The sequence below is a fragment of the Streptomyces sp. NPDC049627 genome, from assembly GCF_044465645.1.
Classification (GTDB): Bacteria; Actinomycetota; Actinomycetes; order Streptomycetales; family Streptomycetaceae; genus Streptomyces.
In genome coordinates this window covers 167062-184406 of sequence record NZ_JBITLW010000015.1, presented here as the reverse complement: position 1 = coordinate 184406, position 17345 = coordinate 167062, and the positions used below count along the sequence as shown (strand labels likewise).

Genomic DNA, 17345 nt, shown 5'->3' with positions numbered 1-17345 from the left:
GGGGTTCTACCCCCCCCCCCGGACCCGGGCGGGGTGCCGCCCCGGGCCCCCGCCCGCCACCTGGGCGCCGCTGCCTATCTCTATCTCTAAACACCTAGCCCCGCGCCGCCCGCCGGGGCCCGGGGGCGCACGGCTTCGTCATGCCCTTCAAGTCGGGCAGGCCGCTCGCCCTCGGCGGGATGGGGCGGGGCAAGAGCTCTTGTCAGTGGTGATCACGGCCGCGCAGCGGGGCGACTCCCACGCGACAAGGGCGACTACAAGCAGCGGCATGCGATCGAGTGCGGGATCGAACAGCCCCAACTGCTGCAACGGCTCAAACGCCACCGCATCTCATGCCCATACCGCCTTGACCACCGCATGGCCTGCTGCGGCCGCCCGCCCGTAGAACGTTTGGAGGTCCCTGTGATAGTCGAGAAACTCCTGTCTGACCTGCGACTCGTCCTGGCCGAGGCCGCCGAGTCCGGCACCGGCGACATGCCACAGTTCGTCGAAGGAGACACGCGCGAGGAAGTCTGCCGCCTGCGACACCCCCGATGGCTCAAGAATCATCAGGGGAGGGTCGGAGGGGTCGGCGTCGGCGCTGTGTGCAACGGGGCGGCCGCCGTAAATCGGCAGCGTCCAGGGCTCGTCCGTGTCCGCTTCGAGGACACCGGCCGCGGCGTAGAGGCCATCGACGGAGTTCCAGACCTTGTTGATCGATTTGGCGACACCCGCTGCGTACTCGTCGGCGTGGTTGTCCCAGGCCTCGGACATGAACGCCGCAAGCCAGGTCTGGTCGTCCCGGATCTCCGATTCGGCGACGGCGCGAAAGTGCAGGTAGATGCTCATGGCGACGAGTCCTTCAATCCGGAGGTCCGCTCGTTGGACCGAACGCACAGAACCTAATGGACGGCACTGACAGCGGGACATCCGCCTCTTGACGCGCCATCTCAGGTCGTGCCCAGGACGGCGTCCGGCACCGCAGCGCAGAGCCCCAGAGCCCCAGAGCCCCAGAGCCCAGGATCGAGAAGGGCTACACCCTGTCCTGCACCAGGCCGTCCGCGGGCATCGCCGTCGCGGTCGACCTCTACCAGAACTCCGCTTTCGGCTCGCACGCCAACGGTGTGGCGGCTCAGCCCAGGTCAGGGCTGACGAGCGATGGCGCGTGACCGGCCGCCGATGCACCGGCGGGCGGGGTGGGCTACCACCTCAGCCACCTGCTCGCGCCGAACTTTTGCCCCATGTCTTGACGTGTTCACGGGCCGCCGTCGGCCGGCTCAACGTCCACACGTACGGCACGGGCATGCGCACGAGCGCCCGTGACGGCGCCAAAGGCGCGGGCAAAAAGCTGTGGATGAGCGAGGTCGAGGGCACCTGGGGCACCGGCAGCGACTTCACCGGCATGGAGCCGGGCCTGGGGATCGCCACCCGCATGGTCGGCGACATCCGCGAACTCGAGCCGTCCGCCTGGGTGTTCTGGCAACCCATCGAGGACGCCATCCCCCAGGCGGCCGCCGGCAAGAACTGGGGCAGCATCCACATCCCGTTCGACTGCACGGCCGCCGACACGCTCGAGACCTGCCCGATCAAGCCCAACAGCAAGTTCCACACGATTCGGGACTTCACCCACTACATCCGACCCGGAGACCGATTCGTCAAGACCGACGACCCCTCCAGCGTCGCCGCCGTCAAGAAGTCCGGCACCGGGGCCACCGTGGTGCACGTCAACGACGGAACCACCGCGCGCACGGTAACCCTGGACCTGTCCCGCTTCGGATACGTCACCCCGAGAGACTCCGTCACGCCGGTGGTGACCAGCGCCGACGGCGCGCTCGTCGAGGGCGAGCCGGTGCGGGTGACCGGCCGTTCCGCCACGCTCACCCTCCCCGCCAAGTCGGTCACGACCTTCCGCCTCTCGGGCGTCGGAGGGGCCAGCCGGGACGCCGCGCTCATCCAGCCCGGCCACGCGTACCGGCTGCAGGGCGTGCAGAGCGGCAAATCACTGGCACCGAACGACGACGCCACCGGGCTCGTCGTCCGCACCTCCGGCACCACCGCCGACGCCCAGCTGTGGTCCGTACGAAAACTGACCCAGGGCAACGGCAACCGCGAGCGCTACTCGCTCGTCAACTCCGCGACGGGCAAGCGGCTTGCCGTGCGGGACGGCGCAGCGGTGCTGGAGGACCCTGACTCCGGGCCCGCCGGCAGGGAGGCTCAGTGGATCATGTCGACAACAGGTGACGGCACCTGGACGTTCGTCAACGCCGCCACCGGCCGGCTCCTCGACGTCGCCGGACAGGCCACGGCGGACGGCTTCAGGGTGACGACCTGGACTCCCACGTCGGGCGCGAACCAACGCTGGGCCGTGACCGACGAAACGCCGCCGCGCACCTGAACTGCCGCCCCATCCCAAGTCAGCGGGTGGTTGGCATGGACGGGACGTCTCCGCTCGGCTTACCGTGCCTCGGCACGCGATCTTCCGCGGGCCGTTTTCCGTCTTCTTGCCCGTGGGGGGCCACCGTCATGTCCGAATCCAGTGAGCTGCGTCCGCGTCCGTTGCTGCCCGGTAGGGTGCCGCTCTCGTCTCACGTCCTTGTGGCCGCCGTTTCAGCGCTGCTCGCAGTCGTCGCTCTCAGCGATCTGTTCGCCGTGTTCGCCGGGGTCCGGGTGCACCTGCTGATCGACGGGGACGACAGTTTCGCCACTGCCCCGCAGCAGGAACTGGACGCCGCCTATGGGCTGTACGAGACGGCCGGGAACGTCCAGATCATGGCGTATGTGCCCTGTGCGGTCCTCTTCGTCGTCTGGTTCTTCCTGATGCGCCGTAACACAGGGCTACTGGCGCCCGACCGATTCCGCAACGGACCCGGCTGGGCCATCGGGGCCTGGGTGATCCCACTGGCCAACTTCTGGATGCCGTACCGCATCGCGGTCGACATGTGGGGGGCGAGCACGCCGCTGCCGGACGACGGCGAACCGTACCGGGCGTCGATCTGGCCGGTGAACCTGTGGTGGGGGCTGTTCGTCTCCAGCACCCTGTTCGGCCGGTACGCCGCCTCCCGCTACGGCAACGCCGAGACGCCGGCGCAGGTCCGAAGTGCCGTGGCGCAGTACGTTGCGGCCGACATCCTGGACCTCGCCGCCGCGGCGGCCGCGGTGTACTTCGCCGTCCGACTGACGGCCATGCAGCGGCTGAAGGCGTCCGGGTGACGCTTGGAAACATCCTCACCGTCTCGACGGTGCTTCCTGCCGCCGGGTTCCGGACTTGCGGACTTGCGGACAGAAGCTGACCGCAACGCTTCCTACGGTCATGCCATGACACAGACGCAGAAGATTCTTGTCACCGGCGCCACCGGAACCGTCGGCCGTCAGGTCGTCACCGAGCTCCTCGCCCGCGGGCACGAGGTCCGCGCCCTCACCCGGGATGCGGCGAGCGCCGACCTTCCGGCCGGCGCCGAGGCCGTCCAGGGTGATCTCACCGAGCCCGACAGTCTGATTCCCGCCCTGGAGGGCGTTACGGGCCTTCATCTGATCACCTTCGGCGGACCCTACTTCGCCCCGCTGGAGACCGGACCGCGCATCCTGGAGCTGGCCCGCGCGGCCGGCGTACGCCGGGTCACCGTGCTGCACGGCGGCGGGCCGTCGCTGCTGGAGGACGCCGTGCGGGCCGACGAGGGGGTGGACTGGACCGTGCTCATGCCGGTCGAGTTCATGTCCAACGCCCTGGAGTGGGCCGAGCAGATCGTGGCCTCGGACGAGGTCCGCGAGCCGTTCGTCTCCCGGCTGAGCGCCATGGTCCACGAGGGTGACATCGGCGCCGTCGCCGCGGTCGCGCTCACCGAGGAGGGGCACGGAGGCCAGGAGTACGTGATCACCGGCCCTGAAGTCCTCACCGTCACCGACAAGGTGGCCACGATCGCCGCTTCCCGTGGCCGGGAGATCTCCCTGGTCGAGCTGACCGAGGAGCAGGCCGTGGCGCGGTGGCGGGCGGCGGGCCATCCGCAGGAGGTCATCGGCTTCCTGCTCGAGGTGTACGGCAACACCCCGGAGGTGGGCCGTACGGTCGTCGACACCGTCGAGAAGGTCACCGGCCGTCCGGCCCGCACCTTCAGCCGGTGGGCCGCGGAGCACGCGGACGCCTTCGCGGCGCAGTCCCCCGTGGCAACGTCGGCCTAGCCTCCTTCACGACGCGTGTCCTTGCGTCGCCCTCACGGGCAGTCGTACGTGAAGTGGGAGACGGCCGCCGGGTGGCTCGGGGAGAGGATGCGCAGTTCGGCCCGTGCCGTGTGGTGGCCCTTTCCCTGGAAGGTCCAGAGCAGGTGCAGACGCGCCTGCTTCTGGCCCCGGGTCACCTCCTCGCGCAGGACGCCCGAGGTGGTGCCGTCGCTGCGGATCCAACGGTAGGAGAGCGTGCCCGGGCGGCCGTTCGTGGTGACGACGGCGACGATGTCCGCGGTGGCGTCGCACGCCAGCACCGCCGGCCGGGCCGTGACCGCCACCGTCCGCACGTCGACGGAGGGGCCGAGGCGCTGCCAGGCGAGGAACGCGAGCACGCAGATCAGCACCAGTGCGGGCAGTGCGTGTCTGCGCAGCCGCCGGCGCGGGGCCGGCGGCGCTGTGGGGGGCGGTACGGCGGGCAGCGTCCGGTGGGTGCGGTGCAGGGTCGCGGCGGTCACCCCGGGGCCGAAGCGCAGTACGGTGCCTTCGACGCGGTCCGGTACGGTCGCCGACGTCGGGGTCGGGGTCGGGGTCGGTGGCTCGACGAGGGTCGCGTCCTGCTCCGGTCGCTGGATCCAGTGGCTGGCCAGGACGGTGGCGCTGTATTCGGCTTCCTCGTACCCGGCGGCGTCGTGCCCGGGGTCGTCCTTCTGCGCGGTCATCCGATTTCACACTGCCTGGTCAGGAGCTGCTGTGAGGCACCGCCGTCCGAGGAGACCGGCGTGGTCGTGATCTGCACCGCCCAGTAGCAGCCGCGGCTGAGGAAGGTGTGGTCGGCGGTCAGGGTGTACTGGGTGGCGCCGCTGCGTTCGAACGTCTGGGGGGCGCCGTCGGGTGTGCCGAGTTGTCCGGCGGTGTTGCTCGTGAACCACGACACCGTGATGGTGACCGGCCCGGTGCCGTTCGTGGTGATGCCCAGGGTCGCCGTGGCGGTGGTCGGTCCGGTCTGCTGGAAGTCGGAGACGGCGACGTCCTTGACGGTGGTGGGGGCCGGGACGTCGGTGGTCGGCGGTGTGTCGGTGGCCGGGGTGGTCGGGGTCGTCCCGCCGGGTGGTGGGGTGTCCGGGTCCGTTGGCGGAGTCGTGGTCCCGGGCGCCGCAGGGTCGTCCGCTGTGGTGCTCGCGGAGGGAGAGGTCGACAGGCCGGGTGAGGTGGTGGACGTCGGGGAGGAGGACGGCGACGCGGAGGCCGGAGCGGTGGCGGTGGGTCCCGTCGGCATTCCGCCGGGCTGGGCGCTGGTGGTGGCCAGGGCCTGTGCCGCCTGCTGCGGGTCCGTTCCCGGGGTGTGCCGGATGCCGTACGTCAGGAGAATGCCCAGGAGTACGGCCGCCGCGGACACGAGCGCCCCGGTCCTGCTGGGCCGCCACGGTTGCGCCCAGCGGTGGTCCGGGGCGTGGCCCTGCCCGCCGTCCGGATCCCGGTCCGCGTCCGGTCGTAGAACCGTACGCGCCGTGTCCACGGTCGTCCGCGGAGCGCTCCGTGCCGAGGGAAGCAGCAGGGGCAGCAGGGCCACCAGCGCGGCGAGCCGGCCACGGCCGCGTTCCTCCCAGCCGGGCCCGTAGGCGGCTCCGGCGGCGGCGTCCAGCTCCGCGACGAACTCCTCGGCGTGGGCTGGGCGTTCCTGCGGGTCCTTGGCGAGGCCGCGCCGCACCAGGTCCCGCACCGTTTCGGGGACGTCCTCGGCGGGGACGGGCGCCTCGACGTGCTGCAGCGCGAGTTCGGCGAGATGGTCACCGGTGTACGGCTTGCGGCCGGTCAGGCACTCGAAGAACGTGGCCGTCGCCGCGTACACGTCGGCGGCGGGCGAGGCGGGCGCGCCGGTCCACTGCTCCGGGGCCATGTAGGCGGGGGTTCCGGCCACCCCGACGGTGGTGCCGGTGTCCACCGCGATCCCGAAGTCGACGAGCTTGGAGGCCCCGTCCGGGTCGACCAGGACGTTCTCCGGCTTGTAGTCGCGGTGGACGACGCCGACGCGGTGTGCGTCGGCCAGGCCGAGCAGCGACCCCTTGAGGATCACCAGCGCCGCCTCCGGTTCCAGCGGCCCCTGACGGGCCAGTAGGGCCCGCAGTGAGACGCCGTCCACGAGCTCCATGACGATGGCGGCGCCGTCCGGGCTCTCGACGTACTCGTAGAAGACGGCGACGTACGGGCTCTCCAGGCCGCCGAGCAGCCGTGCCTCCGCCCTGAAGTCGTGCACGAAGCCCGGCCGGTCGCGCAGCGTCTCGCTGAGGTACTTCACCGCGACCGGCACACCGGTCTCCTCGTGCACGGCCAGGACGACCCGCCCGCTCGCCCCGGACCCGAGTTCCAGCGTCTCGCTGTACCCGGGCACCGCCCATGTGTTCATGCATCCCCCAAGGCCGCCCCGCCCCCGGGCTCCCCCCGGAGCTCGGGCCACGCGCTGAGAGACACATTTTCGGCCACCGTGGTTGCGGGGCAAGTGCTCGCGCCGAATCTTCCTCGGACGCGGTCGGTGGACATACCTGGCCCCAATGACAAGGCCCAGGTCGCAGACCTGGGCCTAGTCGGTACGCCGGTTGATCAGTTGTCGGTCGCGGATGTCACGTCGGTCACCCTCCACCGCTGGTTGGAGCCGGAGTTCGGCCACCACACGCCGACCTTGGCACCGTCGCTCGTGGACTGGCCGGCGACGTCCGCGAGCCGGCCGGTGCCGGCGTTGACGAGGGTCCAGGTGCCGTCGCCGGTCGTCGACATGATCCACTGGGCGGCGCTGTCGGCGCGGCCTTCGGCGGGCTCGGCCACCAGGGCGCCGTCGCGGATCGCCAGGCGCTTGCCCTCCCCCGAGGCCCCGTCGGCGGTGAGCGCGTAGCGCGCCCGGTTGCCGGTGGTGTGGCCGACGCGGTCCAGGGTCCACTGCTGTCCGCTGGGGTCGGCCGTGTCGGTGGTCCTGATGACGAGGCCGGTGCCGTCGGCGGCGACGGTGAGGTCCTTGCCGCTCTGGGCGCCGGTCAGGCGGTAGCTGTGGCCCTCCTGCAGTTCGGCCCCGTTCTTCGCGACGCCGGACACTCCCTTGACCAGGAAGGACGTCACGGACTGGGCGGGGACGGTGATCGTGGCCTGCTTGCCGGTGACCCGGACGGGCTTCTGCTGCACGAGCTTGCCGTCGGCGTCGGTGACGACGGGGGTGACGGTGGCGCGGGAGGAGACGTAACCGAACTTCGACAGGTCCAGGGTGACGTCGCGGGCCGCGGTGGTGCTGTTGACGTGGACGACGGTGGCGTTGTCGCCCTTGCGGGAGACCGCCGCCGTGCTGGAGGTGTCGTCGGTCTTGATCAGGCGGTCGCCGGGCTTGATGTAGTGGGTGAAGTTCCGGGCGGTGTCGAACTTGGTGTTGGTGTAGATCGGGCAGGTCTCGAGGGTGTCCTCGGAGGTGCAGCTGAACGGGATCTGGACCTCGCCCCAGTTGCCGCCCTTGGCGGACTCGCCGCCGGGCTTCATGTTGTCGTAGTCCTCGACGGGCTGCCAGAACACCCAGGCCTTGGGCTCCAGTTCCCGCAGGTCGTCGACGATGCGCTGGGCCAGGCCCAGGCCGGGACGCATGTCCGTGAAGCTCTGGCCGTCACCCCAGTCGCCCTCGACCTCGCTCATCCACAGCGGTTTGCCGGCCGCCTTGGCCAGGTCGCGTACGGTGGTGCGCTGGCTGGTGCCGTAGGTGTGGACGTTCATCTGGCCGACGAGGTCACGCACGTCCTGGGGGTAGGAGTTCCAGTTCGTGGCGAAGGTGCCCGGGTTGGTCTCGTCCATCGCGGAGATCTCCGCGTTCGTGCGGGACTTCTCCAGGGCCGGGCCGAGCGCCTTGATCACCTTCTGCTGGAGCTCGGGGCCTATGTGGGCGCCCTCCTGGCGGCCGCCGGTCGGTTGGCCGTCCGCGCCGAGCTTGGTCCCCCAGTAGTTGGTGTTGGGCTCGTTGAACGGGTCCAGGGTGTCGACCTTGATGCCGTGCGCCTTCTCCAGCCGCTCGGTAGCGCCCACCAGGTAGGCGGCGAAGTCGTCGACGGACTCCTCCTTGAGCTGGTCCTTCGACGAGTCGAAACCGCCCGAGACGTAGCCGCTGACGGTCATGAACCACGGCGGGGAGTTGCTGAACGCCTCCCAGTGGGTGATGTCCTTCTTGATGCGGTTCACCCACCAGCGCTGGGTGGCGTCGGCGTTCTTGTTCCAGTCGGCGGGGTCGTCGGCGCTCCACCAGTCGACGTCCTCGCGGGTGGTGCCCGCCGGGGCCTTCCACCAGCCCTCGACGGCTCCGCCGGCGCGCAGGTAGTCCGTGACGTCCGGGGCGTTGCCGCCGCCGATGTTGTAGCGGGCGATGTTCAGGGCGAGGCCGTCGTCGCCGAACAGGAGCTTGGCCAGCTTCTCCCGTATCGCGGGCGGGTAGTCGCCGGTGGCGTTGGCGAACCACACGAGGCTGGTGCCCCAGCCCTCGAAGCTCTGCCCCTTGTAGGAGGGGTCGGGCCGGACGGTGACCGAGGCGTTGGCGCTCGCCGTGTCGGCGAACGCGGCCGGCAGTGAGGTGGTGGCCATGACGGTCCCGGTCGCGAGGGCGGTGATGCCGATGGCCCCGAGGAGCCGTCTCGTGCGCGTGCGGTGTGCCATCTCGAGTACTCCAACTCTTCTGTGTGCCACGTCCCGGCGGGACACAGAGATCGGGGCCTGCGTGGTGCGGTCGGGTGCGCTCTTCGTTGGGTGGGGATGCGACGTGCTGGATTGGGATGCGAGGGATGTTTACGTAAACATTCGCTGGCGGGATGTCTACACTGCCGGGATCTCGGTGGTCAAGGAGTCGTCCCGGACCGGGAGTTCGAACGGCCATCGGGTTCGCCCCGGTCACAGTCGGGCTCCGGGCACGCCCATACCCATGCGGCCGTAGGCACTGTTCGCGCCGGACGCCTATGGGGTGCCCAGGTTGCCCGCCTCGCTCAGGCCTCCGGTTCCTCCGGTGTCGCCGGTGGCTCGGTCGGTGTCGGCGCGGGCGGGCGGAAGAGGACGGCCCGGGCCACGGCCGGGGCGAACAGGGCGGTGACGGGCGCGGAGAGGGTCAGTACGGAGCGGAAGGCGCCGCCCACGACGGGGTCGCCGGGGTAGCGCTCCTGGACGCGCTGCAGGTACCAGTCGGCGAAGCGGTCCGCGGGTCCGCCGCCGACCGCGTTGCCGACCGCGCCCGGCATCTTGCGGTCCGCTCCGGCGGAGATGTCCCACGCCTGCCGGGACGCCGCGAGGAGGGCCTGCTGTACGCGCCGCGTCGTGGGGGTCCGGCTCGGATCGGCCAGTGCGTCGCGCAGTGCGACCGCGCTCATCGCGGCGATGGCCATGCCCTGCCCGTAGATCGGGTTGAACGTGCACAGGGCGTCGCCCGTGGCGAGGAAGCCGGCCGGGCAGCTGCCCGGCACGTCGTAGCGGCGGCGGACATTGGCGGTCCGCCGGTAGCCGAACGCCGGCGAGAGCGGTTCGGCCTCCTCCAGCCACTGGTGCAGGAGCGGATGCGGCAGCCTCTTGGTGTACGTCACGAACTCGTCGTCGCCCGTGGGCGGTTCGTCGCCGCGCAGCCCCGAGACGATGACCAGATGACTGCCGTCCTCCAGTGGCAGCGCACCTCCGGCGTGGACCTGGTCGGGGCTCGGGTAGACGTAGTAGCCGAGGGTGTCGCCGTCGAGGACGCCGCTCTTGCCGCGGTAGACGCGCGAGGCGTACGCAAGTCCCGTGTCGATGGTCTCCTCGTGCGGGGCCTCGGCCCCGATCGCCTCGAGCCACTGCGGAGCCTTCGTGCCGCTGCCGGAGGCGTCGACGACCAGGTCGGCCTCGAGGGCCCGCTGCTCCCCGCGGGCGTCGCCGGAGCGGTCCCGCAGCAGCACGCCGCGCACGCGCGAGGCGTCCCCGAGGAGCCCGACGACATCGGTCCCCTGCACGGCACTGATCACAGGGTTGGCCAGAACCCGCCGCCGCACCAGTTCCTCGAGCTGTGCGCGCGAGCCGGTGTAGATGTGCGTGGTGGCGGGCAGCCGGCGCAGCCAGCGGCCGCTCTGCCACAGCACCATGTCCGACGGCATGCCCACCCGCGGCGCCCCCGCCGCCCGCAGCTCCGCCACGAAGCCGGGCAGCAGCGACTCCATGGCCACCTGCCCGCCCTCCAGCAGCACATGCGGGTGCCGGCCCTGCGGCACACCGGGCCGCGGACTCGTCCCGTCCGGGAACCGGTCGCGTTCCACGACGGTCACCCGGTCGGCGTACCCGGCGAGGACGTGCGCCGCAAGCATCCCCGCGAGGCTCCCGCCGACGACGACCGCATGCCGCCCGCCCCGGCCGCCACCCACGCCCCAACTGCCCGTGTCCCTGGCAGAGTTCACCCGACCGCTCCCCTGATCGCCACGTTACGTCGAGGCACCAGTATCCGGTTCCGCAGGACAGGTTGACCGCGTTCCGGCCCTTTTACGCCTCCGCGAACACACCCGCCGGCCCCGGCCGTGAGGGCGTTGTGCGGCTCACGCCCGCCGAGCGCTGCGGCGGCCGCACGGCGTCAACTGCGGCCCGACGTCGGCGGATTGTGCCGGACGGCACCGTGTAGGGTCCGGTTGTGTGCTGGCCGAACGACGACACCAACTCATCCTGCAGGCCCTGCGCTCGGCCGGTACCGCGTCCGTGACCGACCTCGCCGAGCAGCTTGATGCCAGTGCGGCGACCGTCCGCCGCGACCTCCTCAAGCTCGAGGCGGACGGGCTGCTCACCCGGGTGCACGGCGGAGCGGTCATCGGGGAGGATCAGCCGTCCTTCGACGAGGCCGCCGCGGTCCGGGTGGACGAGAAGGACGCGATTGCCGCCCAGGCGGCCTCGATGATCGAGGACGGCCAGTCGGTCATCCTCGACAGCGGCACAACCGTGCACCGGCTCGCACCGCGACTGCGCGGCCGCCGGCTCACCGTGATCACCAACAACCTCGCGGTGTACGACGAACTCCACGCGGACGAAAACATCGACCTCATGCTGCTCGGGGGCATGGTCATCCGCGAGTCACGCATGCTGGACGGTTTCATGGCCGAGGACAATCTCCGCCAAGTCCATGCCGACTGGCTGTTCATGGGTGCCTGCGGTGTGCGCCCCGGTGGCCAGGTCATGGACACCACCGTGGCCGAGGTGCCCGCGAGGCGCGCCATGATCGCCGCCGGCGACAAGGTGGTGCTGCTGGCCGACAGGAGCAAGTTCCCGGGAACCGGCATGGTGAAGATCTGCGGTCCGGAGGACCTGGATGCGCTCATCACCAACGCGTCGGAGGACGACGCCACTTGCACGGCCCTGCGTGAGTCCGGTGTGAGAGTGATACAGACACCTCCGGCCGCAGCCGGCGGCTGACCCGGCCTGTGCCACGCACTCATGCAGGGATGAAGTTCGGCCACCAGGGTGGGACGTTCCCCGGGCACGAGGGGGCGGCGGGGTAGGAGTCCGGCATGCCCAGCCAGGTCACGAGGAACCAGGTGAACCACAGGGTGAAGACGAGCCCTGCTGCCAGAGCTGCCCCTCGGTGACGTCGTCCGAGGGTGCTGTGCAGGACGACCCACGGGACGGCGGCGGAGATCCAGAGGACAGGGGCGAGAAGCAGCAAGGTCATGCTGTTGGCCGACGCACCACTGCCGATGTCGCAGGCAGTCCATGCCCGGCCGATCGTGACAACACAGACCGCTGCGGTCAGCCCGCCGAAGAGAACACCGAAGCCAATTCCTCCCCACCACGGTCTCGAAGAACTCGACGGCCCCGCTCCCACGATCGCATCCCCCCTCGCCATGGATGCGGAGAGTACCAACGTCGGTCAGCCTGCTGTCGGGCTGTGTGTGACCTCCGCTCGCGTGAACCCATGGCTCCGCCAGTCTGCGCGTGGTCCATCCCCAGGAACCCGGGGATGTCCTGGGCGGGCGGGAGAGGCCCGATGATCCAGCGTCTTTCCCGAAGGGGGTACTTGGTCAGTTCTGCGGAGAGAGCCGCGGGGCGTCCACTCCCCCGGATGCCGGCTCCAGCACCGCTTTTCCGGGGATCCGACGGCCGCGCAGCGCCCCGGCCGCCTCGTCGAAGCGGTCCCAGGATCCTTGCCAGCCGATCTCGACGGTGAGGGCCCCTTCGGCGGCGAGCTGGGCGAGTGTGGCCAGGTCCTCGCCGACGTCGCCCTCGATGACGAAGGACGTCAGCGACTTGGCCGGGCCGACGGTGGCATACGGCGGAAAGACCGCCGGCTCCCCGGATGTCCAGCCGACGCTCTGCACGCTGCCTCCGGGGGCGAGGAGGTTCCACGCCGCGACCAGTTGGGGGCCGCCGACGCTGTCGATGACGACGTCGACCGGTCGCCGGAGTCCCTCCAGCCCGATCAGCACCTCGTCGGCGCCGATCCCGGCCAGTCCCTCGCCGCGGGCCGACGAGCCCACGGACGCGATCACGTGAGCACCGGCCCGCGCCGCCAGCTGGACGGCGAACCGGCCGACCCCGCCGGAGGCACCGGTGACCAGCACCCTCTTGTCGGGCCCGAGCCCGGCGGCCCGCAGGGAGCGCAGCGCCGCCACTCCGGCGACCGGCAGCGCCACCGCCTGCGCCAGGTCCAGCCCCTTCGGCACCTCGGCCAGCGCACCGACGTCGATCGCGACGCGCTCCGCGAACGACCCCGCGGTCAGGGCCACCACCCGGCTGCCCACGGCAGGTCCGGTTCCGTCCGCGGCGGCCTGAACGACCACTCCGGCGGCGTCCGAACCGAGCACCGCGCCCACGGGGGCCCGCCCGGAGCGGGCGTCGTTGAGGTCGCCGTAGTTCAACGAGGCGTGGGAGACGTCCACCAGGACCTGGCCCGGGCCGGGGACGGGTTCGGGCACCTCGGTGAGGCGGACGGCGGCGGGTGCGGACGGATCGACGACGAGAGCGTGAACAGGCATGTCTTCCCCCTGGGTTGACGACTTGTAACAGCAGTCATCATCGATAACCTTGCTGCTCATCGGAAGGAGGCACTTTCGTGTCACGCAGTCACACCCGTGTTACCGAAGCGCTCAGGGACGAAGCCTGTCCCGTCACGGAGGTGCTCGACCGCGTGGCGGGCAAATGGAGCATCGGCATCCTGATCGCGGCCGCCCACGGTCCGGTCCGTTTCACCGAGCTGGAACGTGCCATCAAGGGCATCAGCCGCCGGATGCTCACACTCAACCTGCGCAGGTTGGAGCGGGACGGGCTGCTCGTTCGCACCGTCCATCCGACCGTGCCCCCCAAGGTCGAGTACAGCGTCACTCCCATGGCCCGGGAACTCCACGCCTCGCTGATCGGTCTGGTGGACTGGGCCGAGCGCCATCGGTCCGCCATCGCCGAGGCCCGCGCCGCCTACGACAGTGGCGCGGAGCTCGGACCCGACGCCGACTGACCCTCACGACCGCGGCCGTGTGAGGCCCCGCCCGGCATCCGCCACCTCGGCCGACACCGCCGAGGGCGCGTCAGTGGTGGGGGCCGTGCCGGCCGAGGGTCTGAACGGGGGTCGCGCCGGGGCGGGTCCACTGCGGAACGGGGCGGCTGGTCGGGCCCCAGGTGGCGTTCCCGTCCGCGTCCGCGCGCCACGACCAGCACGCGCTGTCGCCCTGGGGCCAGCCCTCGGGGTTGTCCTCCCACGCCTCGCCGCGGCCGTAGGGCGTCATGTCGAGCAGTCCGAGGGAGCCGTTGACCCGCTCGTTGCCACGGCCTGTCGTGGAGTAGGTGAGGAACACGCGGTCGCCGTCGCGCAGGTAGCAGGTGAGGTAACCCATGTCGCCGCCGGCCGGCCCGTCCACGCCGCGCACCGAGTACCAGGGCTGGGTGTAGCCCATGAACGCGACGTAGGAGGCCACCTCGTCCCAGGGGCCCGTGGTCAGGACGGCGAACGAAACACCGCGGGCGTTGAGATAAGCGGCGTCCTTCAGGTGCCAGGCCGTGGTGGTGCAGCCCTCGCACTGCCCCTGGTGCGGCGCGCCGTCGTACCACATGTGCTTGTAGACCACGAGCTCGTCGCGGCCCTGGAACAGACCGAGGAACGGGACCGGGCCGTCGGGTCCGACGACCTCGACCGTCCCGTCGAACTCCACCATCGGCAGCCGGCGGCGGGCCGCGGCGATGGCGTCGCCCTCGCGGGTGTGCGCCTTCTCGCGGACCAGCAGTTCGTCACGGGCGGTCTGCCAGGTGGCCAGGTCCACGATCGGCGGGCGGCCGGGCAGCGCGGTGGCGGAGTCGTCCGGCGTGATCGTCATGGTGTCCTCCGTGGTGGCTCGTGCCGGGCTGCGTCGTAGACGTCCTACGACGGTTACCAGAGCAGACTCCTGACCCGGCCGGAACTCATCGCGGCGCAGGGCGGCGGCGCGTTCCCGGGCACCGACTCGAGACCGAAGGCATCATTACTCGGAGACATACATCCATTACCTACCGTAGTAACGGGTGGGTGGTCGTGTCCGCTGCCCCGGAAGGAGCACCGAAGAGTGAAGCGCCAGCGTACGAGCCGGCCGCGTGACCTGGCGATCGGCTCGGCGGTCGTCTCCTGCGCCCTGCTCCTGGCGGCGTGCGGCTCGAACGGCAGCGAAGAACCCTCCGGCGGATCGCCCACGTCCGCCTCGCCCGCAACCACAGGCGCCGCAGACGTGAAGTGCGGCAAGGCCGCCACGCTGTCGGCCTCGGGGTCGACTGCGCAGGAGTTCGCGATGAAGTTCTGGATCAAGAACTACATGCGGGCCTGCCCCGGTACCCGGATCACCTACGACGGCAACGGCTCCGGTGCCGGCCAGACCGATTTCCTCCAGGGCAGAACGGCATTCGCCGGTTCCGACTCCGCGCTGAGCGCCGCCCGGATCACCCAGTCCAAGACTGCCTGCTCCAACAGCGGCCGGGCCGTCCACCTGCCGATGCTCGGCGGCCCGATCGCCCTCGCCTACAACCTGCCGGGGGTGAGGAGGCTGGTCCTGGACGCCCCCACCCTGGCCAAGATCTTCGACGCGCGGATCACCAAGTGGAACGATCCGGCGATCGCGAAGCTCAACTCCGGCAGCAAGCTGCCGTCGACGCCGATCCAGGCGGCGCACCGCTCCGATTCCTCCGGAACGACGGACAACTTCACCGCCTATCTGAGCGCGGCCGCACCGAGCGCCTGGCCGTACGGGCACGACAAGGAGTGGAAGGCCAAGGGCGGCCGTTCCGCCAAGGGTTCCTCCGGTCTCGTCGAACAGGTGAAGAAGACGGAGGGTGCGATCGGCTACGTGGAGCTGTCGTATGCGCTCGCCCGCGCCATTCCCACGGCGTCCGTCGCCACCGGCGCCCCCGCTCCGGTCGACGCCAGCGTCCTCACGGCCTCGAAGGCCATCGCCGATGCCGAAATCGCCGGCGACGACGACCTCGTGCTGGAACTCGACTACGCGACCAAGGCCCCGGGCGCCTACCCGATCGACATGGTCACGTACGAGATCGTCTGCGACAAGGGCAACAAGCCGTCGACGTGGTCGGCGACCCAGGCGTTCCTGACGTACGTCGCCGGCACGAAGGGCCAGGAGGACTTGAGCTTTCAGGGCTACGCGACGCTTCCGGCCACCATCGTGAACAAGGTCCGGAGCAAGATCGACAGTCTGTCCTGACTCCAACTGGCGTCCGATGGCGGACCGTTGCTCCGGCACCCCGTCGTACGCACGCTGGATGCCGCGACCCGGACGAGTGGGACCTCATCGGCGGCCCCCGCAAGGTCAAGCGCAACTCGGCCGTCCGGCTGCATCCTGACGCGGGGCGGTCGATCCGGGCCGCCGCTGCATCGCCTTCGCCGGTCGCGGCACGCCCCGGCCGCCGGCGGCACGCAGGTGTTCATGGACCCGGGGCTGCTGGAGACGAATAGACCTGCGGCTGCCGAGGTCGGCGTACATGGCCCGGTGCCGCTTCGGCCACGCCGGCCGTGCTCCCAACTCCGGCCGCAGCAGGGGCCGTACGGCATTCCGACGCACCCTGGACAGATGTGGGGCCCTTGCCCACCCTCGGAGGGGGAGGAGCACGACCCGTCCGCAGAACGGCCCAGTCCCGCTACGAAAGGTGGCCCCGGTGAGGTTCAGCTACGCCATGCTCCCCGACTACCCGCTCCAGGAGTCCCTGGCCTCGATCAGGCTCGCCGACGAACTCGGCTTCCATGCCTGCTACGCGGCCGACGAGACCTGGCACAAGGATCTGTGGCTCCTCTTCGCGGCGGCAGCCGGTCAGACCCGGCAGATCCGCCTGGGCCCGAGCGTCTCCCCGGTCACGCTGCGCGAGCCCACCCTGATCGCCCAGGCTCTGGCCACCCTCGACGAACTGTCCGGCGGGCGGGCGGAGGGCGTGCTGTCCAGCGGGAACTTCGGGCTTCTGGCGCAGTACGGCATCGACTGGGCGCGCACGCGCCCGCTCTCGCGGGTCAAGGAGGCGCTTCACGTCGTGCGGACGCTGCTGGACGAGGGCGCGATCTCGTACCGCGGTGAGTTCTTCTCGTACGAGGGACTGTTCACCTTCGCCCGGCCGGTTCAGGATCGGCTTCCGCTGAAGCTGGGGGCGATGCGCGGGCCCAGGTCGTTCGAGGCCGCGGGTGAACTGTCGGACGGCTGTCACCACGCGCTGAGCTACACGCGTGAGGCGTACGACTATGCGGTGCAGCACATCAGGGCCGGTGCGGAACGCGCGGGCAAGGACTGGCGGTCACTCGACATCGGCGCCTGGGTCGTCTTCGCCACCGGCCCCGACTCCGCTGCCGCGAAGGACGCGGCCCGCAGCATGGTCGGCATCTACGCCTCCTCGATGCCCGAGGAACAGCTGCGCCGCAACGGAGTGGACCCCGGCGAGCTCAAGCCGGTCATCGACGCCATCGCCGCCGGCGACCTCGCCCGCGGCATCGAGCTGACCAGCCCGGAACTCGCCGAACGCCTCTCCGTCTCCGGTACTCCCCAGGAGTGCCTGGACAAGATCCAGCGGGAGATCGCCCCGAGCGGTGTCAACCACATGATCTGCGCCCTCACCGACCGCACCCTTGTCAAAGCCTTCACGGGCCGCGACCTGGCGAACGTGGCGGACGTGAACACACAGCTGCGCCTCATCCACGACAGGATCATGCCGGCCTTCGGCTGACCGCAGCGCCCTGGCGGCCCACTTCGCAT

14 protein-coding genes and 1 pseudogene are annotated in these 17345 nt (G+C 70.7%); 7 read left to right on the top strand and 8 right to left on the bottom strand.

Annotated elements, in window-relative coordinates:
* Positions 1–330: 330 nt before the first annotated feature.
* Positions 331–828 carry a DUF1877 family protein gene (locus ACIBU0_RS35495; RefSeq protein ID WP_398826951.1) on the bottom strand — a complete coding sequence of 166 codons (498 nt, stop codon included), beginning with the start codon at positions 826–828 and terminating at the stop codon, positions 331–333.
* 406 nt (positions 829–1234) lie between these two features.
* Here ACIBU0_RS35495 and ACIBU0_RS35490 point away from each other — a divergent pair.
* The 3 genes and pseudogenes from ACIBU0_RS35490 to ACIBU0_RS35480 all read left to right on the top strand — a co-directional run.
* Positions 1235–2374, top strand: a pseudogene (locus ACIBU0_RS35490) (RICIN domain-containing protein); the annotation flags it as partial.
* Positions 2375–2502: 128 nt separating this feature from the next.
* On the top strand, positions 2503–3189 hold the full coding sequence (locus ACIBU0_RS35485; protein WP_398826949.1) for a DUF4328 domain-containing protein: 687 nt from the start codon (positions 2503–2505) through the stop codon (positions 3187–3189).
* Positions 3190–3294: 105 nt separating this feature from the next.
* Positions 3295–4155 carry an SDR family oxidoreductase gene (locus ACIBU0_RS35480; protein WP_398826947.1) on the top strand — a complete coding sequence of 287 codons (861 nt, stop codon included), beginning with the start codon at positions 3295–3297 and terminating at the stop codon, positions 4153–4155.
* 32 nt (positions 4156–4187) lie between these two features.
* On the opposite strand, the gene ACIBU0_RS35475 is transcribed toward ACIBU0_RS35480, so the two are convergent.
* The 4 genes from ACIBU0_RS35475 to ACIBU0_RS35460 form a co-directional block, all read right to left on the bottom strand.
* Positions 4188–4859 (bottom strand): hypothetical protein, encoded by a 672-nt coding sequence (locus tag ACIBU0_RS35475; RefSeq protein WP_398826945.1) that lies wholly within the window; start codon positions 4857–4859, stop codon positions 4188–4190.
* Complete coding sequence (locus tag ACIBU0_RS35470; protein WP_398826943.1) at positions 4856–6544, bottom strand: serine/threonine-protein kinase; 1689 nt, start codon at positions 6542–6544, stop codon at positions 4856–4858. Before ACIBU0_RS35470 ends, ACIBU0_RS35475 begins: the two co-directional genes overlap by 4 nt.
* Positions 6545–6738: 194 nt before the next feature.
* A complete protein-coding gene (locus ACIBU0_RS35465; protein WP_398826941.1) occupies positions 6739–8811 on the bottom strand; it encodes a glycoside hydrolase in 2073 nt (690 codons plus the stop codon).
* A 323-nt stretch (positions 8812–9134) separates the two neighbouring features.
* On the bottom strand, positions 9135–10526 hold the full coding sequence (locus ACIBU0_RS35460; protein ID WP_398827115.1) for an FAD-dependent oxidoreductase: 1392 nt from the start codon (positions 10524–10526) through the stop codon (positions 9135–9137).
* Positions 10527–10788: 262 nt separating this feature from the next.
* Here ACIBU0_RS35460 and ACIBU0_RS35455 point away from each other — a divergent pair, with 262 nt between their 5' ends.
* Complete coding sequence (locus tag ACIBU0_RS35455) at positions 10789–11559, top strand: DeoR/GlpR family DNA-binding transcription regulator (RefSeq protein ID WP_398826939.1); 771 nt, start codon at positions 10789–10791, stop codon at positions 11557–11559.
* Between the two features lie 19 nt (positions 11560–11578).
* Here ACIBU0_RS35455 and ACIBU0_RS35450 read toward each other — a convergent pair whose 3' ends face one another.
* Positions 11579–11815: a hypothetical protein gene (locus ACIBU0_RS35450; protein ID WP_398826937.1), complete on the bottom strand. Its 237-nt coding sequence runs from the start codon at positions 11813–11815 to the stop codon at positions 11579–11581.
* Between the two features lie 349 nt (positions 11816–12164).
* The gene (locus ACIBU0_RS35445) at positions 12165–13118 is read right to left on the bottom strand and encodes a zinc-binding dehydrogenase (RefSeq protein ID WP_398826935.1); all 954 of its coding nucleotides are present in this window, start codon (positions 13116–13118) and stop codon (positions 12165–12167) included.
* A 77-nt stretch (positions 13119–13195) separates the two neighbouring features.
* On the opposite strand from ACIBU0_RS35445, the gene ACIBU0_RS35440 reads away from it, so the two are divergent.
* Positions 13196–13594 (top strand): winged helix-turn-helix transcriptional regulator, encoded by a 399-nt coding sequence (locus tag ACIBU0_RS35440; protein WP_398826933.1) that lies wholly within the window; start codon positions 13196–13198, stop codon positions 13592–13594.
* Between the two features lie 70 nt (positions 13595–13664).
* On the opposite strand, the gene ACIBU0_RS35435 is transcribed toward ACIBU0_RS35440, so the two are convergent.
* The gene (locus tag ACIBU0_RS35435; protein WP_398826931.1) at positions 13665–14447 is read right to left on the bottom strand and encodes a DUF899 domain-containing protein; all 783 of its coding nucleotides are present in this window, start codon (positions 14445–14447) and stop codon (positions 13665–13667) included.
* 225 nt (positions 14448–14672) lie between these two features.
* Between ACIBU0_RS35435 and pstS the strand changes: the two genes are divergently transcribed.
* Positions 14673–15815: a phosphate ABC transporter substrate-binding protein PstS gene (gene pstS, locus ACIBU0_RS35430; protein ID WP_398826929.1), complete on the top strand. Its 1143-nt coding sequence runs from the start codon at positions 14673–14675 to the stop codon at positions 15813–15815.
* Positions 15816–16266: 451 nt separating this feature from the next.
* A complete protein-coding gene (locus ACIBU0_RS35425; RefSeq protein ID WP_398826927.1) occupies positions 16267–17316 on the top strand; it encodes an LLM class flavin-dependent oxidoreductase in 1050 nt (349 codons plus the stop codon).
* Positions 17317–17345 lie beyond the last annotated feature (29 nt).

Bases quoted from the DNA above. Each gene is read 5' to 3' on its own strand.
- ACIBU0_RS35475 (WP_398826945.1), bottom strand. From the start codon at position 4,859: ATGACCGCGCAGAAGGACGACCCCGGGCACGACGCCGCCGGGTACGAG.
- ACIBU0_RS35470 (WP_398826943.1), bottom strand. From the start codon at position 6,544: ATGAACACATGGGCGGTGCCCGGGTACAGCGAGACGCTGGAACTCGGG.
- ACIBU0_RS35435 (WP_398826931.1), bottom strand. From the start codon at position 14,447: ATGACGATCACGCCGGACGACTCCGCCACCGCGCTGCCCGGCCGCCCG.
- ACIBU0_RS35495 (WP_398826951.1), bottom strand. From the start codon at position 828: ATGAGCATCTACCTGCACTTTCGCGCCGTCGCCGAATCGGAGATCCGG.
- ACIBU0_RS35485 (WP_398826949.1), top strand. From the start codon at position 2,503: ATGTCCGAATCCAGTGAGCTGCGTCCGCGTCCGTTGCTGCCCGGTAGG.
- ACIBU0_RS35480 (WP_398826947.1), top strand. From the start codon at position 3,295: ATGACACAGACGCAGAAGATTCTTGTCACCGGCGCCACCGGAACCGTC.
- ACIBU0_RS35450 (WP_398826937.1), bottom strand. From the start codon at position 11,815: ATGACCTTGCTGCTTCTCGCCCCTGTCCTCTGGATCTCCGCCGCCGTC.
- ACIBU0_RS35465 (WP_398826941.1), bottom strand. From the start codon at position 8,811: ATGGCACACCGCACGCGCACGAGACGGCTCCTCGGGGCCATCGGCATC.
- ACIBU0_RS35445 (WP_398826935.1), bottom strand. From the start codon at position 13,118: ATGCCTGTTCACGCTCTCGTCGTCGATCCGTCCGCACCCGCCGCCGTC.